General features: G+C 69.4%; 22 protein-coding genes. 15 read left to right on the top strand and 7 right to left on the bottom strand.

Going from position 1 to position 22,934, the window contains the following annotated elements; genetic code table 11:
• Positions 1-5: 5 nt before the first annotated feature.
• From ACYVO6_RS17545 to ACYVO6_RS17500, 10 genes are all read left to right on the top strand, one after another.
• Entirely contained in the window at positions 6-1,256 is a 1,251-nt protein-coding gene (locus ACYVO6_RS17545; RefSeq protein ID WP_461062279.1) for an MCE family protein, read from the top strand.
• Positions 1,253-2,305, top strand: coding sequence for an MCE family protein (locus ACYVO6_RS17540; RefSeq protein WP_461062277.1), 1,053 nt, complete (start codon positions 1,253-1,255; stop codon positions 2,303-2,305). The genes ACYVO6_RS17545 and ACYVO6_RS17540 overlap by 4 nt, the downstream gene beginning before the upstream one ends.
• On the top strand, positions 2,302-3,429 hold the full coding sequence (locus ACYVO6_RS17535) for an MCE family protein (protein WP_461062275.1): 1,128 nt from the start codon (positions 2,302-2,304) through the stop codon (positions 3,427-3,429). The genes ACYVO6_RS17540 and ACYVO6_RS17535 overlap by 4 nt, the downstream gene beginning before the upstream one ends.
• Complete coding sequence (locus tag ACYVO6_RS17530; RefSeq protein WP_461062273.1) at positions 3,426-4,574, top strand: MCE family protein; 1,149 nt, start codon at positions 3,426-3,428, stop codon at positions 4,572-4,574. Before ACYVO6_RS17535 ends, ACYVO6_RS17530 begins: the two co-directional genes overlap by 4 nt.
• Positions 4,571-5,872, top strand: a complete 1,302-nt coding sequence (locus ACYVO6_RS17525; RefSeq protein ID WP_461062271.1) for an MCE family protein — start codon at positions 4,571-4,573, stop codon at positions 5,870-5,872. The genes ACYVO6_RS17530 and ACYVO6_RS17525 overlap by 4 nt, the downstream gene beginning before the upstream one ends.
• Positions 5,869-7,146, top strand: coding sequence for an MCE family protein (locus ACYVO6_RS17520; RefSeq protein ID WP_461062269.1), 1,278 nt, complete (start codon positions 5,869-5,871; stop codon positions 7,144-7,146). Before ACYVO6_RS17525 ends, ACYVO6_RS17520 begins: the two co-directional genes overlap by 4 nt.
• A complete protein-coding gene (locus ACYVO6_RS17515; protein ID WP_461062267.1) occupies positions 7,119-7,694 on the top strand; it encodes a hypothetical protein in 576 nt (191 codons plus the stop codon). Before ACYVO6_RS17520 ends, ACYVO6_RS17515 begins: the two co-directional genes overlap by 28 nt.
• Positions 7,695-7,749: 55 nt before the next feature.
• A complete protein-coding gene (locus ACYVO6_RS17510) occupies positions 7,750-8,568 on the top strand; it encodes a hypothetical protein (RefSeq protein ID WP_461062265.1) in 819 nt (272 codons plus the stop codon).
• 167 nt (positions 8,569-8,735) lie between these two features.
• Positions 8,736-9,593 (top strand): TIM barrel protein, encoded by an 858-nt coding sequence (locus ACYVO6_RS17505; protein ID WP_461062263.1) that lies wholly within the window; start codon positions 8,736-8,738, stop codon positions 9,591-9,593.
• A 44-nt stretch (positions 9,594-9,637) separates the two neighbouring features.
• Complete coding sequence (locus ACYVO6_RS17500) at positions 9,638-10,531, top strand: 2-hydroxy-3-oxopropionate reductase (protein ID WP_461062261.1); 894 nt, start codon at positions 9,638-9,640, stop codon at positions 10,529-10,531.
• 148 nt (positions 10,532-10,679) lie between these two features.
• Here ACYVO6_RS17500 and tgmC read toward each other — a convergent pair whose 3' ends face one another.
• The 4 genes from tgmC to ACYVO6_RS17480 are packed head-to-tail and all read right to left on the bottom strand — an operon-like array spanning position 10,680 to position 13,660.
• Entirely contained in the window at positions 10,680-11,807 is a 1,128-nt protein-coding gene (tgmC, locus tag ACYVO6_RS17495) for an ATP-grasp peptide maturase system methyltransferase (RefSeq protein ID WP_461062259.1), read from the bottom strand.
• Entirely contained in the window at positions 11,804-12,769 is a 966-nt protein-coding gene (gene tgmB / locus ACYVO6_RS17490; RefSeq protein WP_461062257.1) for an ATP-grasp ribosomal peptide maturase, read from the bottom strand. The genes tgmC and tgmB overlap by 4 nt, the downstream gene beginning before the upstream one ends.
• Positions 12,769-13,032: a putative ATP-grasp-modified RiPP gene (gene tgmA / locus ACYVO6_RS17485; RefSeq protein WP_461062255.1), complete on the bottom strand. Its 264-nt coding sequence runs from the start codon at positions 13,030-13,032 to the stop codon at positions 12,769-12,771. The genes tgmB and tgmA overlap by 1 nt, the downstream gene beginning before the upstream one ends.
• A 40-nt stretch (positions 13,033-13,072) precedes the next feature.
• Positions 13,073-13,660 carry a hypothetical protein gene (locus ACYVO6_RS17480; protein ID WP_461062253.1) on the bottom strand — a complete coding sequence of 196 codons (588 nt, stop codon included), beginning with the start codon at positions 13,658-13,660 and terminating at the stop codon, positions 13,073-13,075.
• 261 nt (positions 13,661-13,921) lie between these two features.
• Between ACYVO6_RS17480 and ACYVO6_RS17475 the strand changes: the two genes are divergently transcribed.
• Positions 13,922-15,256, top strand: coding sequence for a DNA-binding protein (locus tag ACYVO6_RS17475; protein ID WP_461062251.1), 1,335 nt, complete (start codon positions 13,922-13,924; stop codon positions 15,254-15,256).
• Here the strand turns inward: ACYVO6_RS17475 and ACYVO6_RS17470 are convergent, their stop codons facing one another.
• The gene (locus tag ACYVO6_RS17470) at positions 15,257-16,270 is read right to left on the bottom strand and encodes an NAD-dependent epimerase/dehydratase family protein (protein ID WP_461062249.1); all 1,014 of its coding nucleotides are present in this window, start codon (positions 16,268-16,270) and stop codon (positions 15,257-15,259) included.
• Between the two features lie 181 nt (positions 16,271-16,451).
• Complete coding sequence (locus ACYVO6_RS17465) at positions 16,452-17,510, bottom strand: aldo/keto reductase (protein ID WP_461062247.1); 1,059 nt, start codon at positions 17,508-17,510, stop codon at positions 16,452-16,454.
• Between the two features lie 103 nt (positions 17,511-17,613).
• On the opposite strand from ACYVO6_RS17465, the gene ACYVO6_RS17460 reads away from it, so the two are divergent.
• Positions 17,614-18,243 (top strand): TetR/AcrR family transcriptional regulator, encoded by a 630-nt coding sequence (locus ACYVO6_RS17460; RefSeq protein WP_461062245.1) that lies wholly within the window; start codon positions 17,614-17,616, stop codon positions 18,241-18,243.
• Positions 18,244-18,690: 447 nt separating this feature from the next.
• On the opposite strand, the gene gcl is transcribed toward ACYVO6_RS17460, so the two are convergent.
• Positions 18,691-20,475: a glyoxylate carboligase gene (gene gcl, locus ACYVO6_RS17455; RefSeq protein ID WP_461062243.1), complete on the bottom strand. Its 1,785-nt coding sequence runs from the start codon at positions 20,473-20,475 to the stop codon at positions 18,691-18,693.
• 332 nt (positions 20,476-20,807) lie between these two features.
• Here gcl and ACYVO6_RS17450 point away from each other — a divergent pair, with 332 nt between their 5' ends.
• The 3 genes from ACYVO6_RS17450 to ACYVO6_RS17440 all read left to right on the top strand — a co-directional run bounded on the left by ACYVO6_RS17450 (position 20,808) and on the right by ACYVO6_RS17440 (position 22,885).
• Positions 20,808-21,629, top strand: a complete 822-nt coding sequence (locus ACYVO6_RS17450; protein WP_461062241.1) for a hypothetical protein — start codon at positions 20,808-20,810, stop codon at positions 21,627-21,629.
• Between the two features lie 150 nt (positions 21,630-21,779).
• Complete coding sequence (locus ACYVO6_RS17445) at positions 21,780-22,295, top strand: GNAT family N-acetyltransferase (protein ID WP_461062239.1); 516 nt, start codon at positions 21,780-21,782, stop codon at positions 22,293-22,295.
• A gap of 116 nt (positions 22,296-22,411) precedes the next feature.
• Positions 22,412-22,885 (top strand): carboxymuconolactone decarboxylase family protein, encoded by a 474-nt coding sequence (locus ACYVO6_RS17440; RefSeq protein WP_461062237.1) that lies wholly within the window; start codon positions 22,412-22,414, stop codon positions 22,883-22,885.
• The last annotated feature ends 49 nt before the right edge of the window (positions 22,886-22,934 follow it).

Below are 22,934 nucleotides of genomic sequence, written 5' to 3'. Positions count from 1 at the left end.
GCGGGATGAGAGTGCTGAGACTGCGGCTGTACGGCCTCGTGTTCCTCGCCGTGCTCGCGCTGCTGCTGTCGCTCGCCGTGGCCGTCTACCAGCAGGCGTTCACCCCGGTCGTGCGCGTCACGCTGGAGGCCGACAGCCTCGGCAACCAGCTCGATCCGCGCGCCGACGTCAAGCTGCGCGGGCTGCTGGTGGGCGAGGTGCGCGCGGTGCGGGCCGACGGCGAGAAGGCCACGCTCGACATCGCACTCAAGCCGGAGCACGTCGCGCACATCCCCGCCGACGTGCACGCGCGGCTGCTGCCCAAGACACTGTTCGGCGAGAAATACGTCGACCTCGTGGCGCCCCGCGACTCCTCGGCCCGGGCCATCCGCGCCGGGGACGTCATCACCCAGGACCGTACGAAGGTCGGTATCGAGTTGCAGCAACTGCTGAACGATCTGCTGCCGTTGCTGCGGACCGTGCAGCCCGGCAAGCTCAACGCCACGCTCTCGGCGTTCTCCACCGCGCTGGAGGGGCGCGGGGACCGGATCGGCGACAACCTCGTCCGCGTCGAGGACTATCTGCGCCGCCTCAACCCGCACATGCCCTCCCTGAAGGAGGACATCGCGCGGTTCGCCGACGTCGCCGAGGTGTACGGCGACGCGGCGCCCGACCTGATGAAGATCCTGCACAACACCGTCACCACCAGCCGCACCCTCGTCGAGAAGCGGAACCAACTGGCCGCCGCGCTCACCGCGACCACCGGCGTCGCGGGCACCGCGGACGAGTTCCTCGACGACAACGGCGACCGGCTGATCACCCTCGGCCGGGTCTCGCGCCCCACGCTGGACCTCTTCGCCCGCTACTCGCCCGAGTACCCCTGCCTCCTCGAAGGCCTGGTCAGGCAGGAGGAGGCCGCGGAGGAGGCATTCCGGGGCGGCGAGATGCGCATCACCCTCGAAGTCGTCCGGCAGCGGCCCGCGTACGAACCGGGTGAGGAGCCGCGTTATGGCGAGCGGTCGGGCCCGAACTGCAGAGGTCTCCCGGGACCCAGCGTGCCGGCACCCGACACCCGGCTCAACGACGGTACGGCGAAGGGGAGTTCGGGCAACAGCGGGCTGCCCGGCGGAGTCGACGTGTCCGCCACCGAGGCCGAACAGCGCGCGGTCGGTTCGCTCGTGGCGCCCGTGATGGGTGTGCCCGCCGACGAGGTGCCGCCGGTTGCGACCCTGCTGTTCGGCCCGATGGCCCGCGGTACGGCGGTGAGCGTCGCATGAGGACAGTTCGTACGAAGGCGACGGGAGCGCGGCAGGCCGCCGCGCCGCTGATCAAGTTCAGCCTCTTCGCGGTGGTGACGATCCTGGCGACGGCCCTGCTCGCCGCCACCATCGTCAACATCTCCTTCACTCCCGAGCACACGTACCGCGCGGTGTTCAGCGACGTCACGGGCCTGGAGGAGGGCGACGACATACGGGTGGCCGGGGTGCGGGTCGGCGAGGTCGAGGGCATCCGAATCAAGGACCGTACGCGGGCACAGGTGAGCTTCACGGTCAGCGCGGACCGTCCGCTGCTGCGCAGCACCGGCGCGGTCGTCCGCTACCGGAATCTGGTCGGACAGCGGTACATCGCGCTGACCGAGGGCGCGGGCGACGGGACACGGCTGCGGCCCGGCGGCATGATTCCGCTGTCGCGGACCCAGCCGGCCCTGGATCTCAACGCGCTGCTGAACGGCTTCAAGCCGCTGTTCGCCGCGCTCAGCCCCAAGGACGTCAACCAGCTCGCCACCGAGATCATCAAGACGCTTCAGGGCGAGGGCGGCACCGTCAACAGCCTGCTTGCGCACACGGCTTCGCTCACGACCACGCTCGCGGACCGCGACCAGCTGATCGGTTCCGTGATCGACAACCTCAACACCGTGCTGAAGACGCTCGACCGGCGCGGCGCCCGCTTCTCCGGACTGCTCAAGCAGCTGCGTCGGGTGATCTCCGGACTGTCCGCCGACCGCAAGCCCATCGGCGACTCGCTGGTGAGCATCGGCGACCTGGCCGCGGCCACCTCGGGACTGCTCGAGGACGCGCGCCCGCCGCTCAAGGACGACATCACCGAGCTGACCGATTTCACCGGAACGCTGAACAAGAACGAGAAGACCGTGGAGGGCGTGCTGAAGCGGCTGCCGAACAAGCTGGGCGAGCTGACGGGGACGGCGTCCTACGGCTCGTGGTTCAACTTCTATCTCTGTGACTTCGACGGCCGTGTGGTGCTGCCGAAGACGCGGGAAGTGCTCACTCCCGAGCTGCATGTGGCGAGGGCGAGGTGTGGCGGATGACCCGCAAGCAGCGTCCCCGCAAGCACCGTCCGGAACCCCTGGTGAAGGTCCGCATCGACCCGCCGAAGCTGCTGAGATTCCTTCGGCCGAGGCTGCCGAGAATCCCGCAGCCGAGGCTGCCTCGGATACGGCTTCGCCCACGCCTGAAGCCGTTCCGGGACCGCAACCCCGTGATCATCGGCGCCGTCGGTCTCACCACCCTCGCCCTGCTGGCCGTAGCCGCGTTCAACGCCGACAGTCTCCCGCTGATCGGCGGCGGCCGGACGTACAGCGCGGCCTTCTCGGAGGCGGGCGGGCTCAAGGCGGGCGACGAGGTGCGGATCGCCGGGGTCAAGGTCGGCAAGGTCGAGGAGGTCGATCTGGATGGCGACCACGTCAAGGTCACCTTCAAGGTCAAGGGCGAGCCGGGGTTCGGCCCGGCGACCGGTGCGTCGATCCGCGTCAAGACGATCCTCGGCGCCAAGTATCTGGCGCTGCATCCGAAGGGGCCGGGGCAGTTGAAGCCCGGCAGCGAGATCCCGCTGCGGCGGACGGTCGCGGCGTACGACGTCGTGCAGGCCTTCAGCGATCTGACCACCACGACCGAGGAGGTCGACACGGAGCGGCTCGCGCAGGCGCTGGACACCATCTCCACCACGTTCCAGGACTCGCCCGCCGAGGTACGGGCGTCCATCAAGGGGCTGTCGCGGATCTCCAGGACGGTCGCCTCGCGCGACAAGGCGCTGCGTGAACTCCTCGACCACGCGAACGGGGTCACCGGGGTGCTGGCCGAGCGTTCCGAGGACTTCTCCGCACTCGTCAAGGACGGCGACAAGCTGTTCAAGGAGATCAACAAGCGGCGCACGGCGATCCACAACCTGCTCAAGAGCTCGGCCGCGCTCGGCATCCAGCTCTCCGGTCTGGTCGAGGACAACAGCAAGGAGATCGGGCCCGCCCTCAAGGGCCTCAACACCTTCGTGAAGATGCTGGAACGCAACCAGTCGAGTCTCGACCGGAGCGTCAAACTGCTCGCGCCCTATGTGCGGGTCTTCACCAACACCCTCGGCAACGGCCGCTGGTTCGACAGCTACATCCAGAACCTGGTCGCCGCTCCGGTGGTGCCTCGGACGGGAGGCTCGCGATGAAGTCACCATGGGGAAGTTCACCCCTGGCTCGCCGCCTGGCCCTGGTCACCGCCCTGGCCGTCGTCGCCACACTCACCGTCGTGCTGTGGCCGCGCTCCGAACCCGTGCGCGTCACCGCGTACTTCCCGCGCACCGTCGGCATCTACCCCGGCTCGGACGTCCGCGTCCTCGGTGTCCGGATCGGCGAGGTCAAGAAGATCACGCCGGAGGGCGAGCGGGTGCGGGTCGAGTTCGAGTACGAGGAGGGCCGCAAGGTGCCGGCCGACGCCAAGGCGGCGATCATCAACTCCTCGGTGGTCAGCGACCGTTACCTACAGCTGCTGCCGGTGTACCGGAAGGGCCCGGTGCTGCGGGACGGAGACGTGATCCCCGAGGCGCGTACGGCCGTACCGGTCGAACTGGACCGGATCTTCGACAGTCTGCACACCACCTCGGAGGCGCTCGGCCCGAAGGGCGCGAACAAGGACGGCTCCTTGTCACGGCTGCTGGGAGTGAGCGCGGACAACCTGGACGGGCAGGGCGAGAACCTGAACCAGACGGTCGAGGACCTTTCGCAGGCGGTCACGACCCTGTCCGACGGACGGGGGGACCTGTTCGGGACCGTACGGAACCTGCAGGTGTTCACGGCCGCGCTGGCGGCCGACGACAAGAGCGTGCGGTCGTTCAACAGCAGCCTCGCCAAGGTGGCGAAGCAGCTCGCCGGGGAGCGCAAGGACCTCGCGGCGGCGCTGAAGCATCTGGGGACGGCGCTCGGGGACATCTCCGAGTTCGTGAAGAAGAACAAGAAGTCGCTGACCTCGAACGTGAAGGGGCTGAGCAAGGTCACGAAGGTTCTTGTCACTCAACGGGCCGCTTTGGAAGAGCTGTTGGAGGTCGCGCCCACCGGTCTCTCCAATCTCCAGAACGCCTACAACGCGTCCGCCGGCACCCTCGACACCCGCAACAACCCGGACGGGCCGCAGGATCCGGCCGCGCTGCTGTGCTCCCTGTTGAGGACGACCGGGGACGAGGGCGGCAAGAACCCCGACTGCGGGGACCTGGAGAAGCTCTTCGACTCCCTGCCCGAAGTGCCGCGGGCCCCGGCGGTGCCGAGCACGGGCACGGTCGACCGGACGCTGGGCGGAATTCTGGGGGCGAACGCATGAGCATGCTGCGCAAGGGCGGGGCGGTCGCCTGGGCGGCGGTCGGTTCGGTGCTGCTGTCCGGCTGCGAGTTCAACGGCTGGTACGACGTCCAGCTGCCCGGCGGCGCCGCCGCGGACGGCCACGCCTATCACGTCACGGTCGAGTTCAGGGACGTACTCGACCTGGTGCCGCAGTCGGCGGTCAAGGTCAACAACGTCACCGTGGGCGCGGTCGAGAAGGTGGAGCTGGCCGGCTGGCACGCGCGGGTACGGCTGCGGGTCGCCGACTCGGTGAAGCTGCCCGGCAACGCGGTCGCCGAGCTGCGGCAGACCAGCATGCTCGGCGAGAAGTACGTGGCGCTGTCCGCCCCGCCGGACGCGGACCCCGTGGGCCGGCTCGGCGACGGCGACCGGATCCCGCTGTCCCGCAGCGGCCGTAACCCGGAGATCGAGGAGGTGCTGTCCGCCCTGTCCGCGCTCCTCAACGGCGGCGGAGTGGCCCAGCTCAAGACGATCACCGTGGAGCTCAACAAGGCTCTGGCGGGCCGGGAGAACAGGGTCAAGTCCCTGCTCAAGGAGCTGAACACGTTCCTCGGCGGACTGGACGAACAGCGCAAGGACATCGTGCGCGCACTCAAGGGCATCGACCGGCTGGCGAAACGGCTCGGGAAGGAGAAGAAGACCATCGCCCGGGCCGTCGACACCATGCCGCCCGCCCTGAAGGTCCTCGCCGACCAACGACGTGATCTGACGAAGATGCTCACCGCGCTGTCGAAGCTCGGCAAGACCGGCACCAAGGTGGTCAACGCCTCGCGGGACGACACGGTCGCGAACCTGAAGCAGTTGAGACCGATCCTGCAACAGCTGAACAAGGCGGGCGACGATCTGCCCAACTCCCTTGAGCTGCTGACCACTTACCCGTTTCCGCGCAACGCGGTCGACGCCGTCAAGGGCGACTACGTCAACCTCAAGATCACCGCCGACCTCGATCTGACGGGCATCTACGGCAACCTCACCGACGAGCCCGGAGCGGGGGGTGGGGAGGACAAGGGCCAGGACGACGAGCCCGAGGTTCCGGATCTGCCCGAACTCCCGGACGTACCGGACGTACCGGATCTGCCGACCCCCACGGCGCTGCCGAGCACGCCGAACCTGCCGGACGCACCCGTCGAGCCCTCGGCGCCCTCGGACGGCGGCCCGCTGTGCCCACCGGTGTGCACCAGCAGTTATGCCGCCCACGGGACCTCAGGCTCAGGCGGACTTCCGTCAGGGATCGACCTCGCGCTCGCGGAGCTCATGCTGAAGGGGATACAGCCGTGATCACACGTACGGTCAAGGCTCAACTGCTCGCCTTCGCCACCGTCACCGCCGTCGGAGTGTCGTACGTCGGCGCCGAGTACACGGGCCTGGTGGACGAACTCCTCGACCGCGGTTACACCGTGCGGGCCGACTTCGCCGACTCCGGGGGCATCTTCTCCGGCGCCGAGGTCACGTATCGCGGAGTGCCGGTGGGCCGGGTCGGCGCGCTGCGGCTCACCGGCTCCGACGGCGTCACGGTGTCCCTCGACATCGAGGGCGACGGGCCGCGCATCCCGGCGAACACCCTGGCCGTGGTGGCGAACCGTTCGGCGGTGGGCGAGCAGTACGTCGATCTGCAGCCGCGCAACTCCGGCGGGCCGTATCTGCTCGAGGGCAGCACGATCCCGCGCGAGAGCACGCGGGTCCCGCTGCCCACCACGGACATGGTCCTCAGTCTGGACCGGCTGGTCACCTCGGTCGGCAAGGACGATCTGCGGGTCACCGTCGACGAGTTGGGCAAAGCCTTCTCCGGCACCGGACCGCCGCTGAGCCGGCTGGTGGACTCGGGCAACGCACTGGTCGAGTCGGCGTCCGACTCGCTCCCGCAGACGATCTCGCTGATCGAGGACTCACGGAAGGTCCTCAAGACGCAGGCCGACCAGGGCTCGTCCATCAAGTCGTTCTCTCGCGATCTGGCGGCGCTCACCGCGGAGTTGAAGTCGAGCGACGGGGATCTGCGCAAGCTGATCGGGAACGCGACACCGGCCGCGCAGGAGGTCAACTCGCTGCTCAAGTCCACCAGTCCGGATCTGCCGGTCCTGCTGGCCAACCTGATCAGCGGCGGCCAGGTCACGCTGGCGCGGCTGCCCGGCGTGGAGCAGGCCCTGGTCACTTTCCCGGTGGTGGTCGCGGGCAGTTACACCGTCATCCCGGGTGATGGCACCACCCACTTCGGGCTTGTCCTCAACGCCGACGATCCGCCGCCGTGCACCCAGGGATACGGGACGCGGCGGCGCGACCCCGCGGACACGAGCACGCGCCCGGCCAACACCGACGCCCGCTGCACGGCTCCGCGCGGCGGGGACACCTCGGTGCGCGGCGCACAGAACGCGCCCGGTGCGTCGTCCGGCTCCGGCGCTGCCGACCGGGCGGCGTACGTCGCGCCGTACGACCCGGAGACCGGCACCGCCACCGGCCCGGACGGAACGCCCGTCGAGATCGGCTCGACGGGCGGACAGCAGACCGTGTTCGGAAAGGAATCGTGGCAATGGCTGCTCGTGGGACCGATGGCGTGATCGGGAAGCTGCAGGCGCTGGGGGTCCTGGCGTTCGCCGGGCGGCGCGGGGCACTTCTGGGTTCCGCCCGGCGGCGCAGGGCCCTGTCAGCAGGGCTCGCCGTGGCGACGGCTGTTACCACTGTGCTGACCGTCTGGCTGAGCCTCCAGTTGCTCGAGCGGCACGAGGCGGAGCAGCGGCGCCAGGACATCCTCGCGGCGGCTCGTCAGTCGGCGCTGAACTTCACCTCGCTCGACTACCGGCACTACGACCGGGACAGCGGGAACGTGCTGAAGGGCGCCACCGGCGACTTCAAGGAGCAGTTCGCCGCGCAGACCGAGGAGTTGACCGCGCTGGTCGCCCGGAACAAGTCGGTGTCCGAGGGCCGGGTCCTCGATGCGGGCATCGTCCGTTCCGACGAGCGCTCGGCCCGGGTCCTGGTGGTCGCCGACAGCAAGGTGACCAACACGGCCGTACCCGACGGGGAGGCGCGCACGTACCGGCTGCAACTCGACCTCGTCCTGCGGGACAGTCGCTGGCTGACGTCCGACGTGGAGTTCGTCGGCTGACCGGGCTCCGCCCCGCCGTGCAAACAGTTCCGTACGACCAGTAAGGAGAAAGACCGTGGCGAACCCGACTTCCCGAACGCGCGGCGCCGGCTCGCCCGCCCGCCGCACCCTGACGGCGGCCAAGCGCGCGGCGGCCAAGCGCGCGGAGCGCGTCACCGGCGATCCCGGGGTCCCGGCCCCGGTGGAAGAGACCGCCGACAAGACACCGCGGCGGCCGGAAGGGCAGGAGTCCGGGCCCACCGTGCTCATCGAGGTTCCGGACGGCTGGGACGACCCGCCGGAGCCGTCACCGGAGTCCTTCGAGGAGGATCCGCCAGAGGGCGAGGACGAGAACGAGGGCGGGACCGTCTCCGGTACCGCTGCGCGCCGGTCCCGCGCGAGGCTGCTCACCGCAATCCTGTCCCTCCTGCTCGTGGCGGGTCTGGTCGCGGTCGCCGTGCTCGGATGGCAGTACCGCGAGGGGCGGCGGGCCGAGCAGGCACGCGGGCAGGCGCTCACGGCCGCGCGGAAGGCGGCGCCCGTCGTGCTGTCGTACGACTACCGGCGCCTGGACCGTGGCTTCGACGCGGCACGCGCCCATCTCACCGGGGACTTCCGCGACGAGTACCGGAAGACCACGAAGACAGTGGTCGGGCCGACGGCCAGGAAGTACGAGGGAGTGGTGAAGGCCACCGTCGTGGAACCCGCCGGCGGCGGCACTCCCGCGGCCTCGGTCGTGTCGGCCTCACCGGACAAGGCGGTCGTGCTGCTCTTCGTCAACCAGGTGACCAGGAGCACCCAGGTGTCGGGGCCGCGCGTGGATCTCAACCGGGTGCGGATGACCCTCGACCGCACGTCCGAGGGCTGGAAGGTGAGCGCCGTCGACGCGCTCTGAGCACACTCCCTGACCATCTCCCTGGTCATGCTCTCCGCGCATCCCGCGCGGGGGGCGTTTTTCTGCGCCCGCTCTTGACAGGGTTCCCCCGCCTTGGGCAGCCTTTCCATTAAGCAGAAACTAAATTCCGCATTATGAAATATCAAGGAAAGGGGGCGCCGACCCCGATGCCAGGTTCCGAATGGGCCACAGCCACAGACCAGCGCTTCAACGTCAACCTGTCCATCCTCTTCACGGAACTCCCGCTCCTGGAGCGCCCCGCGGCAGCCGCCGCGGCGGGCTTCAGCGCGGTCGAGCTGTGGTGGCCCTGGGTCGACTCCCCCACTCCCGACCAGTCCGAACTCGATGCCCTGAAGCAGGCGATCGAGGACGCGGGCGTGCGGCTGACCGGCCTGAACTTCTACGCCGGGCAGCTGCCGGGCCCGGACCGGGGCGCGCTGTCGATTCCGGGCGAGGAGTCGGAGAAGTTCCGCGCGAACGTCGACGTGGTGGCGGACTTCGCCCAGTCCTTGGGCTGCGGGGCGCTCAACGCGCTGTACGGCAACCGCGTCGAGGGCATGGACCCGGCCGAGCAGGACGCGCTCGCGCTGGAGAACCTGGCGCTCGCGGCCCGGGCCGCCGACCGCATCGGCGCGATCCTCCTGATCGAGACCCTCAACCAGCCGGAGTCGCCGCGCTACCCGCTGGTGTCCGCCCCGGCCGGCATCGGCATCGTCGACAAGGTCAACGAGGCGACCGGCCTCGGCAACGCCAGGTTCCTCATGGACCTCTACCACCTGTCCATGAACGGCGAGGACCTGCCGTCGGTGATCGAGCGGTACGCCGCGAAGACCGGCCACGTCCAGATCGCCGACAACCCGGGGCGCGGTGCACCGGGTACGGGGACGTTGCCGCTGGAGGACCTGCTGGACCAGCTCAGGAAGGCGGGTTACGAGGGCTGGGTGGGCCTGGAGTACAAGCCGGGCGACCGCCCGAGCACGGAGGCCTTCGAGTGGCTGCCGCGCGAGGCCCGCGCCGCCCGCTGAACGGCAACCCACAGACGTAGTACAGCAGTTGGAGAGGCACCCTGATGAGCAGCGAACTTCCCAAGGTCGCGTGGATCGGGCTCGGCATCATGGGCTCCCCCATGTCCGAGAACCTGATCAAGGCGGGTTACGACGTCACCGGCCACACCCTGGAGCAGGACAAGCTCGACCGCCTGGCCGCTGCCGGCGGGACCGCGGCCGGCTCCATCGCCGAAGCCGTGCGGGACGCCGACGTCGTGATCACGATGGTGCCCGCATCGCCGCAGGTCGAGGCCATCGCGTACGGCCCTGACGGCATCCTGGAGAACTCCAGGTCCGGCACCCTGCTGATCGACATGTCGTCCATCACCCCGCAGACCTCCGTCGACCTGGCCAAGGCCGCGGCAGCGAAGGGCATCCGCGTCCTCGACGCCCCCGTCTCCGGCGGCGAGGCGGGCGCCGTCGAGGCCGTACTGTCCATCATGGTCGGCGGCGAGCAGACCGACTTCGACGAGGCGAAGCCGGTCTTCGAGGCGCTCGGCAGGACCATCGTGCTCTGCGGCCCGCACGGCTCCGGCCAGACCGTGAAGGCCGCGAACCAGCTGATCGTCGCCGTGAACATCCAGGCCTGCGCCGAAGCCGTCGTGTTCCTGGAGAAGTCGGGCGTCGACCTGAACGCGGCCCTCGACGTCCTGAACGGCGGCCTCGCCGGCTCCACCGTGCTGACACGCAAGAAGGACAACTTCCTGAACCGCGACTTCAAGCCGGGCTTCCGCATCGACCTGCACCACAAGGACATGGGCATCGTCACGGACGCCGCCCGCAACGTCGGCGCCGCACTGCCGGTCGGCGCCGTCGTCGCCCAACTCGTCGCCTCGCTACGTACACAGGGCGACGGCGGCCTGGACCACTCGGCGCTGCTGCGCGCGGTCGAGCGCCTCTCCGGCGCGCAGGTCTGACGCCCCGATGACTCCGGGTGGCGCCGCCGCTTGACATCTGTCCTGTCGCGCCTGGGCGGCGGCGCCATCCGGACACACAATGAGCCGCCGGGCACGGACATGAACCACTTTCCGGGCCGTCCATCGTCTCGTCCCTCTGTGCTCAGGGTCAGACCGGCAGGTGCCACGTGGGTCCGTCAGGTGCCCCGAGCCAGACGTGTTGGGTGCCGTCGGCCTCCACGGTCATGCCGAAGTCGGACTGTGGGGGTGCTCCGGCCTCCTGCCAGGTGGTGAGGGCGTCCTCCACGGCATCCCACAGGCGCAGGGGGCCGTGCTGGTGTACCTGCCAGCCGTTGCCTGCGGGTTCGGTCCATGCCTGTGAGCCGGTGGCGACGTCTACGAGGATCACGCCGTCGCCGGTGGTCATGAGTTCGGCGGAGGGCGCGGCGAGCTGGGCGAGGAAGTGGCCGGTCCAGTCGTCGAGAAGGCCGAGGTCCAGGCGGGCGGGGCGGGCGTCGCCCAGGCGCTGGTAGTAGGTGGGGCGGGGCGGGCGTTCGTGGGGGCGGGCGAGCATGTAGCCGATCTGGTCCCCAGCGAAGCGTCCGGTGGCGGTGCCGTCGTCGTGGACGGTGAGGCGGATGAGGCCGGAGGCGAGCATCCACCCGCTGATGGTGGTGGTGATGGTTCCGCCGTCGCGCACCTGGTACAGCCAGGCGGTAGGGATGTGCCGGACCGCGCAGGTCGCCACGATCGCGTCGTAGTCGGCGGCGTCCTTGTGCCCGGCGAGTCCGTCTCTGGTGACGAGCGTCGGGGCGTATCCGGCGGCGTGGATGTGGCCTGCTGCGGCGGCGGCAAGGTGCGGGTCGTATTCGATGGAGTACACGTTCTTGTCGCCGAGGCGGTGACAGAGGACGGCGGTGGAGTAGCCGGTGCCGGTGCCGATCTCCAGCACCTTGTCACCCTCGCGGATGCGCGCGAGGTCGAGCATGCGCACGATCAGTGAGGGCAGGGTGCTGGACGAGGTGGGGCTGCCGGTCAGCGGTCCGGGGGCGTCCGCGGCGGCGATACCGTCGATCTGGGTGACCCAGGTGGTGTCCTGGTAGACGAGGCGGAGCCATTCGTCGTCGCCGGTCGTGCGGCGGTGCACGGGCTCCCACTGGGTGCCGGACGGGCGGAACACCGTGTCGTCGAGGAAGAGTTCACGCGGGACGGCTGCGAGCGCATCACGCCACGCGGGGTCTTCCACAGGGATGGCCGCAGCCAGTGCGCGGCGGAGCTGGGCCGGGTCGGCGGTCATGCGTGGCCTCCGTGCTGGAGCTGATCGGCGAGGGCGGCGGTGATCGGAGCGGTGATGTGGTCGGGGAACCACGCCCATTGGCCGTTGGGATTGCACTCATACCAGTGCCACAGGCCCTGGGCGTCCAGACCGAAGTCGAAAGCACCGAAGACCAGGCCGAAGGCGTCGAGGTAGGCGCGTACCCCTTTGGCGGTCTCGGGCGGGACGGTGATGGGGGTGTAGGTGAGCCGGTCGTAGTGGCGTCGCCAGTCGACACCGGGCGAGCCGTCGAGCCGGACGGCGAACAGACGCTCGCCCACGGCGGTCAGGCGGATGTCGGCGGTCTTGGTCACCCGCTGCTGGAACAGGTGCGCGGTGTGGCGTATCCGGTCGTCGATCTGGGCGGAGGTGACATCGTCGATCCACACCGTCAGCGCCCGGCCGTCAGCGTCGGCGTAGTCGGTTTCCCTCAGCGGCTTGTAGAGCACCGGCCCGTGCTCGGTCGCGAACGCGCGGGCCTGGTCGGGGTCGTTGGTGATCAGGGTGGGAGGCACGGTCAGCCCGCAGCGGGCCGCCATCGCCAGCTGCGCGGGCTTGTACTCGGCATCCCGGTTGCACCACGGGTGATTCAGGTAGTGGGCGCCGGGGAGGGCGGCGAGGATACCGCCGAGCCCGTAGCGGGCCTCCTCCACAGCCCAGCGGGCGGTCTGCCCGCTCATGGCGAGGTCGGCGGTGTAGGGAGTGGGCCGCCGCCAGTACACCGAGCGCACGCTGTCCAGGTCGAGCGTGCGGGACTCGGTGGCCAGGGTGCCGCCGGGCCCAATGCTGTCGAACACCGCCGACGCGGTGACCGTCGTGGGAAAGTCCCCGGGATCCAGGCGTACCACGGGCACGCGGCGCCGGTTGAGTTCGGTGATCACCTCGTCGGCTGTTGCGTCGCCCAGGCGCGTGACGACCAGGACGGGCGGCCCACCCGCGGCCATCAATCGCTGTCTCCCTGCTGGTCGCTGCCCTGGTCCGGGGTGCCGTCGAGGCTGGTCTTCGTCGCTGTCTCCTTCGACGTCTCCGTCCGCTTGTGCCGGTCCAGTGACGGCACCAGGGTGCCGTCAGGGTCCACCCACGCAGCGGTCTGCGTCTCGGCGTCGAGGACCGCGCGGGCAGCGGGCAGAACTTCAGCAGGAGGGAACGGCTTCATACGGCTGACACCCCAAGGGGTGACCTGATCGTCCGGCGCTGTGGCCTGCATGGGTCTCCTCGTTTCTCGGTCGCTCTTACGGTGGCACTGGTTACTCATCGGTTTCCCTCTCCGCCTTCGCGCGCCGGAACCGAGCCATCGCGAGGAGTTGGGACACCGCGTCCGGAACGGCGAGGTCGCCGGGGCCGTCCATCGGGACGCACCAGTACGAGCGCACGCCCTCCGGCTCCGTACGATCCGGTCGCGGTACGCCGAGGAAGCAGCCGCGCCCGAGGAACTCCGCCTCCGGGTCACGGCGGACGGCCCACTCGTAGCGCCGCCCGGCGCTCACCGGTACGAGGACGTAGTACCGCTGGGCATACAGGTCCACGAACACCGGGCCACCCTGCAAGGCCTCCGCGAGGAAGGCGTCGATCTTCCGGGAGTTGTCCGTACCGGCCGCCGTGCGCACCAGGTCACCCGAGATCCGGATCGCACCGAACAGGCCCCCGCACCGCAGGAGCGCGATCCCACTCTCCTGCCACTGAGTCCGGGCCTGCTTCATGTCCTGCGCCGCCGCCAGGAGCCAGGTACCGACCGCGATCTCGCGATCCTGGCGGGAGTGCACGAGCACGCCCGCTCCGGTCGCGGTGGGATCCGGGCTGGTGGCGTTGTCCTGTGTGGTTCCTGCTCTGGTCATCGTCACGCCTTGGTCAGGGAGCGGGGAGGGAGCCCCGCCCACGGGGTTGGCGATCAGCGTTCTCCGTCCTCCCGTAGCCCCGCCATCTCCTGAAGGGTTGCCTCTGAGGCACTTTCGAGTGACAGACGCAGCCTCGGGGTAGCTTTGAAGTCGCTTCTGTTCAGGGCGTGTTGCCGTGAGAGGAGCCGAAGGTATCCCCTTCCGGAGAAGGGATCGATCCACGGACGCGCCGGCTGAGCGGCGCCGGAGAGCGGGGGCGGTATGAGCGGCGAGCCGAACACACTGCTCAAGTTGCTGTGTGACCGGGAGCGGCTGACATACCGCAAGTTCAATGAGCGGTTCACCCAGACCGGGGTGGAGCTGTTCGGTCGCAACCCCAACAATCCAACCTGCGGTGAGCCTCAGTTCCGGCGCTGGACTGGCGGCAAGCTCATGGGCCTGCCCGGAGCCGAGACATGCGCGATTCTTGAGCGCATGTTCCCCGGCCACACCGCGGAGCAACTGTTCGCGCGGCCGTCCGAGGTCATCGACGCCCAGGTACCCGCATACGACCTGGATCTGGAAGAACGAATCGCAATGACCGCACGTGAAGCCCATGAGGACGCCGACGCAACCGCCGGTACGTCCGTCTCCGACAACACCATCGACGAGCTCCACGACCAGGTCGTCACCCTCGCGCGGCGCTATCACCGCCTCGCGCCGGTGAGGGCTTTCGAGGAGGCCGACGCCCTTCGCCAGGAGATCGAGCGCCAGAGGGACCGGACGCAGGCGCCTGCGCAGCTCCAAGTCCTGATGATCCTCAACGGCCAGGTGGCGGCCCTGCTGTCCTCCGCGGCCTTCAACCTCGGCTACCTGCGCCACGCGAGGACGTTCGCCCGCACTGCCGCCTTGTTCGGAGAGAGCACACGGTTCGCGCCGTTGCGGGCGTTCGCCGACGGGACCCTGGCGTACATCGCGTACCACGCGGGTGACAACACCGAAGCCGTAGCCAAAGCCGTCCGTGCCCTGTCGTACGGCGGACTCGGCGACGTCGCACAACGACGCCTGCACGCGATTCAGGCACGTGCGTACGCCCACCTCGGCGACATCGCGTCCGCGCAGCAGGCAATCCGGCTCTCCGGGGAAACCGGCCGCGACCGCGTGGATGAGCTCCACGACGCGGTGGGCGGCGAGTTCGGTTTCACCGCCGAGCGGCTGGCCATGTCCAACAGCACCACCGCGCTCATCATCGGCGACGGCGGCCGAGCCGAGGCCGCCGCCCGAGAGGCGCTCGACCTCCTTGAACAGCGATCGCGGGAAGACCAGTCAGCCCATGTTCGGGGCGGCGCGGCGGCCGACTTGGCGATGGCGCGCCTCCTGGCCGACGACGTCGAGGGAGCATCCGCAGCACTGACGCCGGTGTGGGAGATCCCGAGCGATCAGCGGATGACGGGCATCGTGGTCCGCACGGCCCGTATCCACCGCCACCTGTCACGGCCGACGTACCACGGCGCGCAGCTTCCCGGACAACTACGCGAGCGGATCGAGGACTTCACTCGCGTGTCCCCGCCGTACCAGATCGGCCCGCACGTCGGGCTCCTCGCCCTCGAAGCCTGATCACAGCGAGGCGAGGATCTTCGCCTCCTTCTCCGGGGCGATCCCGTGCGCTGCCCACCGCGGGTGGTCCACGGGGCGCCCGTCCCGGGCAAGCCACGCCCAGGTGTCCCGGATCGTCTCAGCGATCGGCCGACAGCGCAGGCCCGCGGCGACGGCACGCCCTGAGTCCACCGACCACACGCCTGCGTGCGTACGCCACAACGGCAGCTCCGTCCACTGCTGCACGCCCTGCTCGATCAGGACGTCCGGCTCCACCCACACCGGGATTCCCGTACTGTCCGTCACCGTCAGGCACTCGCCGAGGAAGTCAGCGAAGGCGATCCCCTCGGGGTGCGTGACGTTGTAGCCGCCGCCGGTCGCACTCGCGGCCCGGTCCAGCGCGAACTCGGCGACGTCGCGGACGTCGACCGGCTGGATGCGCTGCCCGGACGGCGCCGGGGCCACGATGCGCCCGCCGCGCTTGGCCCTGTTCAGCCACCAGGGGAGGCGGCCGACGTACTCACCGGGGCCGAGGATCACGCCCGACCGCAGGAAGACTGCCGCGTCCCCGAAGGCTTCGGTGACGGCGCGTTCGCCGCCGGCCTTCTGGAACCCGTACACCGTGGGGCTTCCGTCCTCGCCCGTGTACCCGTACGTCTCGTCGGCGTCCGCAGGGCACTCCAGCACCGGTGAAGCATCCGTCAACGGCTGGTGCGGCCACCCTTCGTAGACGGACACAGTGGAAATGTGGACCCAACGCTGTGCCGTGTCCCGGAGTGCGGTGGTGGCCAACAGGACGTCACGCGGCGCGAGTTCGGAGCTGGACGTGTCGATCACGGCGTCCCATGGGCCGCGCTGGGCGAGCCGGGTCAGATCCGCCCGGACCGTACGGTCACCGTGGACCGGCTGTACGCCCACGACGTCAGGGCCGGATCGCCCGCGGTTGAAGGTGGTGACGTCCCATCCCTTCGCAAGCGCTCGCTCCGCGATGGACTTGCCCAGGAACCAGGTCCCGCCGATGACCAGAATGCGCATGGCCATGATCCTGCCCTCACGAGGAGAGGCGGGGGAAGTGTCCCTACTGAGTTGGCGGACATGGGGAACGAAGGGCCGTCACCGCAGCAGTCCAGGCTCAGGGAGGCGTTGGGCGAGGTGGCACTCCGCCAGCCCGAGCCTGGGACGCATGTTCGTCCGCTCGACCTACTTGACGCCGATGTCAGGCAGCAGACAAAGGCGCGGCGTCACCCACTGGCGGGTTGAGGCGAGCGAAGCCTTCCTGGCGCTGGTAGGGGAAGTACGGGTAGGGCGCCGTCTTGCCGCTCGCCGCATTGAGTTTCGCCATCTGGTCGGGCGTGAGCGTCCAGCCGACGGCGCCGAGGTTCTGACGGAGCTGCTGCTCGTTGCGGGCGCCGATGATGACGGAGGAGACGGTGGGCCGCTGCAGCAGCCAGTTGAGGGCGATTTGCGGAATGTTTCTGCCGGTCTCCTGTGCGATCTCGTCGAGGGCGTCGACCACGCGGTAGACGTATTCGTCCCCGACCGGTGGGCCGTAGTCGGCGGTGTGGTGCAGTCGGCTATTGGCCGGTAGCGGCTGGCCGCGGCGGACTTTGCCGGTGAGCCGTCCCCAGCCGAGGGGGCTCCAGACGAGGGCTCCGAGGCCCTGATCCAGCCCGAGGGGCATCAGCTCCCATTCGTAGTCGCGGCCGATGAGAGAGTAGTAGACCTGATGTGCGACATAACGCGGGCGGCCATACCTCTCCGCGACCGCGAGGGACTTCATCGCCTGCCACCCAGAGAAGTTGGAGATGCCGAGGTAACGGACCTTTCCCGCCCGTACGAGATCGTCGAGTGTGGACAGGACTTCCTCGACCGGCGTGCCGGCGTCGAAGGCGTGCAGCTGGAACAGGTCGATGTAGTCGGTGCCGAGCCGGCGCAGGGCGTCCTCGCAAGCGGTGATCAGACGCGAACGGGAGGAGCCCGCCTCTCCCGGGCCGTCGCCCATCGGCAGGCTGGTCTTGGTGGACACGATCACCTGGCCCCTGCGGCCCTTGATCGCTTCGCCAAGGACCTCCTCGGACGCGCCGCCGGAGTAGACGTCGGCGGTGTCGAACATCGTGATCCCGGCGTCGAGGCAGATGTCCACGAGGCGGCGCGCTTCTCGCGCATCGGTGTTGCCCCAGGCGCCGAACAGCGGTCCTCGGCCGCCGAAGGTGCCGGCACCGAAGCTCAGCGCGGGGACCTTGAGGCCGGACGCACCCAGCCGCCTGTATTCCATGCTGATCCTCTTTCATCGGAGGGGCAACTAACGGGTCTACCGTTCCGTTAGAGTGGTTCTCAACGTAGCAGGCGTGAGCAATTAACGGAACTGGAGTACCGTTATGGGGGTTGAAGGTACGGAGCCGGGGACCGTCCGCCCCGGAGGGCGCACGGCGCGGGTGCGGGCGGCAGTGCTGCAGGCGACCGGGGACACCCTGGCGGAGCAGGGATTTGCCCACCTGGACTTCGCCGACATCGCGCGCCGTGCCGAAGTGGGCAAGACCACCGTCTACCGCCGCTGGGGAACGGTGACCAGCCTGGTGGCCGACCTGCTGCTGGACATGGCCGAGCAGTCACTGCCACGGACCGAGACCGGCTCGCTGCTCGGCGACCTCAAGGCCAACGCCCGGCTCGTGCAGCGCACCTTGGCCGACCCGCGGCAGGGGGCACTGTTCAAAGCGGTGATCGCGGCCGCCACCTGCGAGTCGAAGACGGCCGAGGCCCTGCACCGCTTCTACGACATCCGCGTCAAGGAGTGGGCACCCTGCGTCCAGCAGGCCATCGACCGGGGGGAGGTACCTGAGGGCACCGACCCCCACGAGGTGATCCGTGCCGTCTCCGCCCCTCTCTACTACCGCCTGCTGACCAGCGGCGACAGCCTCGACGAAGCCGCCGCAGACCGGTCCGCCGAGGCCGCCGCAGCCGCAGCGCGCGCGGGCGCATACCTGCAGGGCGAAGGAATTTTCGCGTGACCAACTTCCCGCGCACGTCGCCGAGTGCGGGGCACCGTGAGTGATCTCGGGTTCGTAGTAGCACCAGGTTCCTCTGCCCTCGGCGGCGAGTTGGGCGGTGGTGTCGTCGTGGTAGCAGAGCATGCGGCCGTCCGGCGCCTCCCAGCCGCGCGCGATCTCCGACTGCGGAACCTCCCGATCCTCGCGTTCGCATACGCGACGGTGCCGGATCCGTCCCGTGCCCGGCGCTCACTGCGTCCCGCCCGTACTCCACGGTGCGTACGCCCCCTACGCAAGCCTCAAATCAACCTCTGAACCTGGCCCCAGGGGCTTCAACTCCCCCTGCCTGCGGGCACATCCTCAGCACATGAGGCCCGCCGGCACGGGGGCGGCGGGCCTCGGATCGGGGGAGCCATGTGCAGCGAGGGCCGGCCCGCCTGGGCCGCCCCTCGCTGCACGCGCCGTGTGTCAGACCTTCAGTCTCTTGATGGACGTGGGCGCATGGCCCGGCTCCGTAGCGACCTCCTCGAACTCCACCACAGCGCTGATGTCGTTCGTCGTGGACATCGAGATGTTGGTGACGCGCTCCAGGATCGCTTCGACGACCACCGGGACCTGGAACTCGGCGGCGAGCTTCAGCGCCTGCTCGAAGGCCGCGCCCAGCTCGCTCGGGTCCGTGACGCGGAGCGCCTTGCAGCCCAGGCCCTCGGCGACCTTGATGTGGTCGACGCCGTAGACGCCCAGTTCGGGGGAGTTGAGGTTCTCGAACTCGAGGTTGACCTGGAAGTCGATGTCGAACGCCCGCTGGGCCTGGCGGATCAGGCCGAGGTAAGCGTTGTTCACCAGGACGTGCACGTACGGGATCCCGTGCTGGGCGCCGACGGCCAGCTCCTCGATCATGAACTGGAAGTCGTAGTCGCCGGAGAGGGCGACCACGGACGCCTCCGGGTCGGCCTTGGCGACGCCCAGCGCGGCCGGGACGGTCCAGCCGAGAGGGCCCGCCTGGCCGCAGTTGATCCAGTGGCGCGGCCGGTAGACGTGCAGCATCTGGGCGCCGGCGATCTGCGAGAGGCCGATCGTGGACACGTACCGGGTCTCCGGTCCGAAGACCTTGTTCATCTCCTCGTACACGCGCTGCGGCTTGATCGGGATGTCGTCGAAGTGCGTACGCCGCTGGAGCCGGGCCTTTTTCTCCTGCGCCCGGCGAGCCCACGCGGACCGGTCCGGCAGGGCACCCGCCGCCTTCAACTCCCGCGCCACCTCCACGAAGAGCTCAAGAGCCGCCTTCGCGTCGGACGCGATCCCGTAGTCCGGCGGGAAGATCTTCCCGATCTGTGTCGGCTCGATGTCGACGTGGACGAACTTCCGGCCGGCCGTGTAGACGTCCAGCTTGCCGGTGTGGCGGTTGGCCCAGCGGTTGGCGATGCCGAGAACGAAGTCGGATTCCAGGAAGGTCGCGTTGCCGTAGCGGTGTGAGGTCTGGAGGCCGACCATGCCGGCGTTCAGTTCGTGGTCGTCGGGGAGGACGCCCCAGCCCATGAGGGTGGGGACGACCGGGATGCCGGTCAATTCGGCGAATTCCACGAGGAGTTCGCAGGCATCGGCGTTGATGATGCCTCCGCCCGCGACGATGAGCGGGCGTTCGGACTCGCCCAGGAGCGCCAGGGCCTTCTCGATCTGGGCGCGGGTCGCGGACGGTTTGTAGACCGGCAGTGGCTCGTACGTCTCCGGGTCGAACTCGATCTCGGTGAGCTGGATGTCGATGGGGAGGTCGATGAGGACCGGGCCGGGGCGGGCCGAGCGCATCAGGTGGAAGGCCTGCTGGAAGACGCCCGGCACCTGCGCGGCCTCCAGCACGGTGACCGCCATCTTGGTGACCGGCTTGGCGATCGAGGCGATGTCGACGGCCTGGAAGTCCTCCTTGTGGATCACGGCGGTCGGTGCCTGGCCGGTGATGCACAGGATCGGGATCGAATCACCGGTCGCGGAGTACAGGCCGGTGATCATGTCGGTGCCGGCAGGGCCGGAGGTGCCGATGCAGACGCCGATGTTGCCGGCACTTGTGCGGGTGTACCCCTCCGCCATGTGCGAGGCGCCCTCGACATGGCGAGCGAGGGTGTGATCGATCCCGCCGGAGGCCTTGAGCGCGGCGTAGAAGGGGTTGATCGCCGCGCCCGGGACACCGAACGCGTCGGTGACGCCCTCCCGCTTGAGGATCTCAACTGCCGCGCGGGCAGCGGTCATTCGAGCCATTGCGTACTCCTGCTTCGACGGTCGGATTCGGGCTCCCGTCGCGCCCCGCGGAGAGCTTCATGTTTCCACTGAGATCCCGGACGAATTCCGTATAATGGAAACTAATTTCTGCTATCTGGAATCAATGTAAGTGGGGCCCCAAAGGCCGTCAAGGCACAGCACCCATCCGGCAGGAACCACTCCGCCATCGCGTACGAGTGGGTCGCGTACGCGTCGGTGTAGTGCGTCGGACGCCCGTTCTCCCAACTCCCTGCCGTGGATCGCCCGCTTGGAGGACGATGGGGGCCTGTCCCGGTGGGGCGTTAGTGGATGTGACGTTTCTGGAGTGGGTCATGGCCGAGAGCGTGCCGGTACGGTGTCCGGCCTGTCGGCGCGAGCATGTCTATGCGGCGCCGTCGTATCCCTGTGTGTGCGGCGCCCCTGTCACACCCGAACTCGACCGGGACGCGGCCCCGGAGTCCCTCACGCACCACACCTGGGACGACGACTGGATAACGGTCCGCTGCACGGCCTGCGGCCGCCAGGACCAGTGGCCGAGGCCCGAACTGGGCTGCCCCTGCGGCACGGTGCTGCGGGTGCCGCTGGCGGAGGAGCGGTCGGGGCGGGGGCATGCGTTGACGGAGGAGGCCGACGCGGAGGGGGAGGGCGACTTGGGGGCGGATACGGGTGGAGAGCCGGACGCCACAGACGCCGACGCCGGCACCGATATCGGTCATCCAGCCCCCGGCTCCCGTCGCCCCCGTATCCCCCTCCCCCGGGCGGCTCCTTCCCCCCGGCCCCCGTTCAACCCGGTGACGATACGTACGGCCCGGGACGCCGTGACCGCCGCCGCTCTGTACCTCCGCTGGCTCGGTTACCAGGAGATCCGGCGGGCGGACCAGCGCCCTCCCTCCGGGATCGGTCTGGCCGCGCGCGGCGTGCTCGCGCAGGTCGACCCAACTCTGCGGCCGGCCTCGTTGCGGGACGTGGAGTGTCTGTGGCTGACGGCGATGACGGAGTCGACGGGCTGCGTCTACTTCTCGCTGGCCGGCTACGCGGAGGACGCCCGCTCCGTAGCCGACTCCCTCGGCGTCCCCCTCTTCGTACTGGACCTCACGGGCACGCCCCAGCCGGTCAACAGCTTGGCGGACGAGCTGGTCGCCGCCGGCGCATGACCCTGGCCGAGGGCTCCGCCCCCAGACCCCCGTATCGGCCTGACGGCCTCGTCCTCAAACTCCCCCACTCTCGGCTTCGCTCGAGCGGGGGGACCCCCACGACGGGCTAATTCATGCCGGACTCAGCTGCAAAATTCGCATACTTGCCCCATGCCCATAAGACCCGCCACCCCCGCCGACCTCTCCCTCCTCCAGGACATCGAACGCGCCGCGGGCGAACTCTTCCGCCCCCTCGGTATGCCGGAGATCGCCGATGACGAACCGCCCGCCCTCGACGTACTGGAGCACTTCTGGCAGGCCGGCCATGCCTGGGTCGCCGAGGACGACGTCACCAGGCGTGTCGTGGCGTATCTGGTCGGTGAGCCTGTGGACGGTGCGTTTCATATCGAGCAGGTCACCGTCCACCCGGACGCGGGCCGCCGGGGCGTGGGCCGAGCCCTCGTCGCGTACGCCGCCGAGCGCGCACGCGACGAGGGCCTGCCCGCTCTCACCCTGACCACCTTCACGGAGGTCCCCTGGAACGCCCCGTACTACGAGCGCCTCGGCTTCCGCATCCTGACCGGCCCCGAACTCACCCCGGGCCTACGGAAGATCCGCGCCAGCGAAGCCGAACACGGTCTCGACCGGTGGCCCCGGGTCTGCATGCGCAGGGACACCACCGACTAGGCGGCTCCCTGCCGCCATGCGGCACGGGAGACGCAGGTCACATTCGCGGATGTCACATCTCGCCGAGCCGTCCCGTCATAGAGGTGAAGCCACCAACAACGACGGAGGAGCTCACCATGGAAGCTCGGTTGGACGTCATGGCCCGTCCGGTCGCAGGCAAGGTCTTCAAGCACATCGTCGCGGCGGGCAAGGTGCTCGCGGAATCGACGCTGCCGGTCTCGACGCAGGAACTGGTGAAGCTTCGCGCCAGTCAGATCAACGGCTGCGGCTTCTGCACCGACATGCACAGCAAGGAGGCCGTGCACGCCGGGGAGACCTGGACGCGCCTCAACCTGGTCGCGGCCTGGCGGGAGGCCACGGTGTTCACCGACGCCGAGCGCGCCGCCCTGGAGCTGGCGGAGCAGGGCACCCGTATCGCCGACGCGGCCGGTGGTGTCACGGACGAGGCCTGGGCGAACGCCGCCAAGTACTACGACGAGGACCAACTCGCCGACCTGGTGTGCGTCATCGCCGTCATCAACGCCTTCAACCGCGGGAACGTCATGCTCCAGACGCCTGCCGGCGACTACCAGCCCGGCCAGTTCGGATAGCCGCACAGCCGCATGCCGAGGACCACCGCAGCACCACGCCCCGGCCACC

Source organism: Streptomyces pseudoechinosporeus (assembly GCF_054783935.1).
Note: the sequence above shows the minus strand (reverse complement) of the source record. Positions and strands in the feature narration are given on the sequence as shown.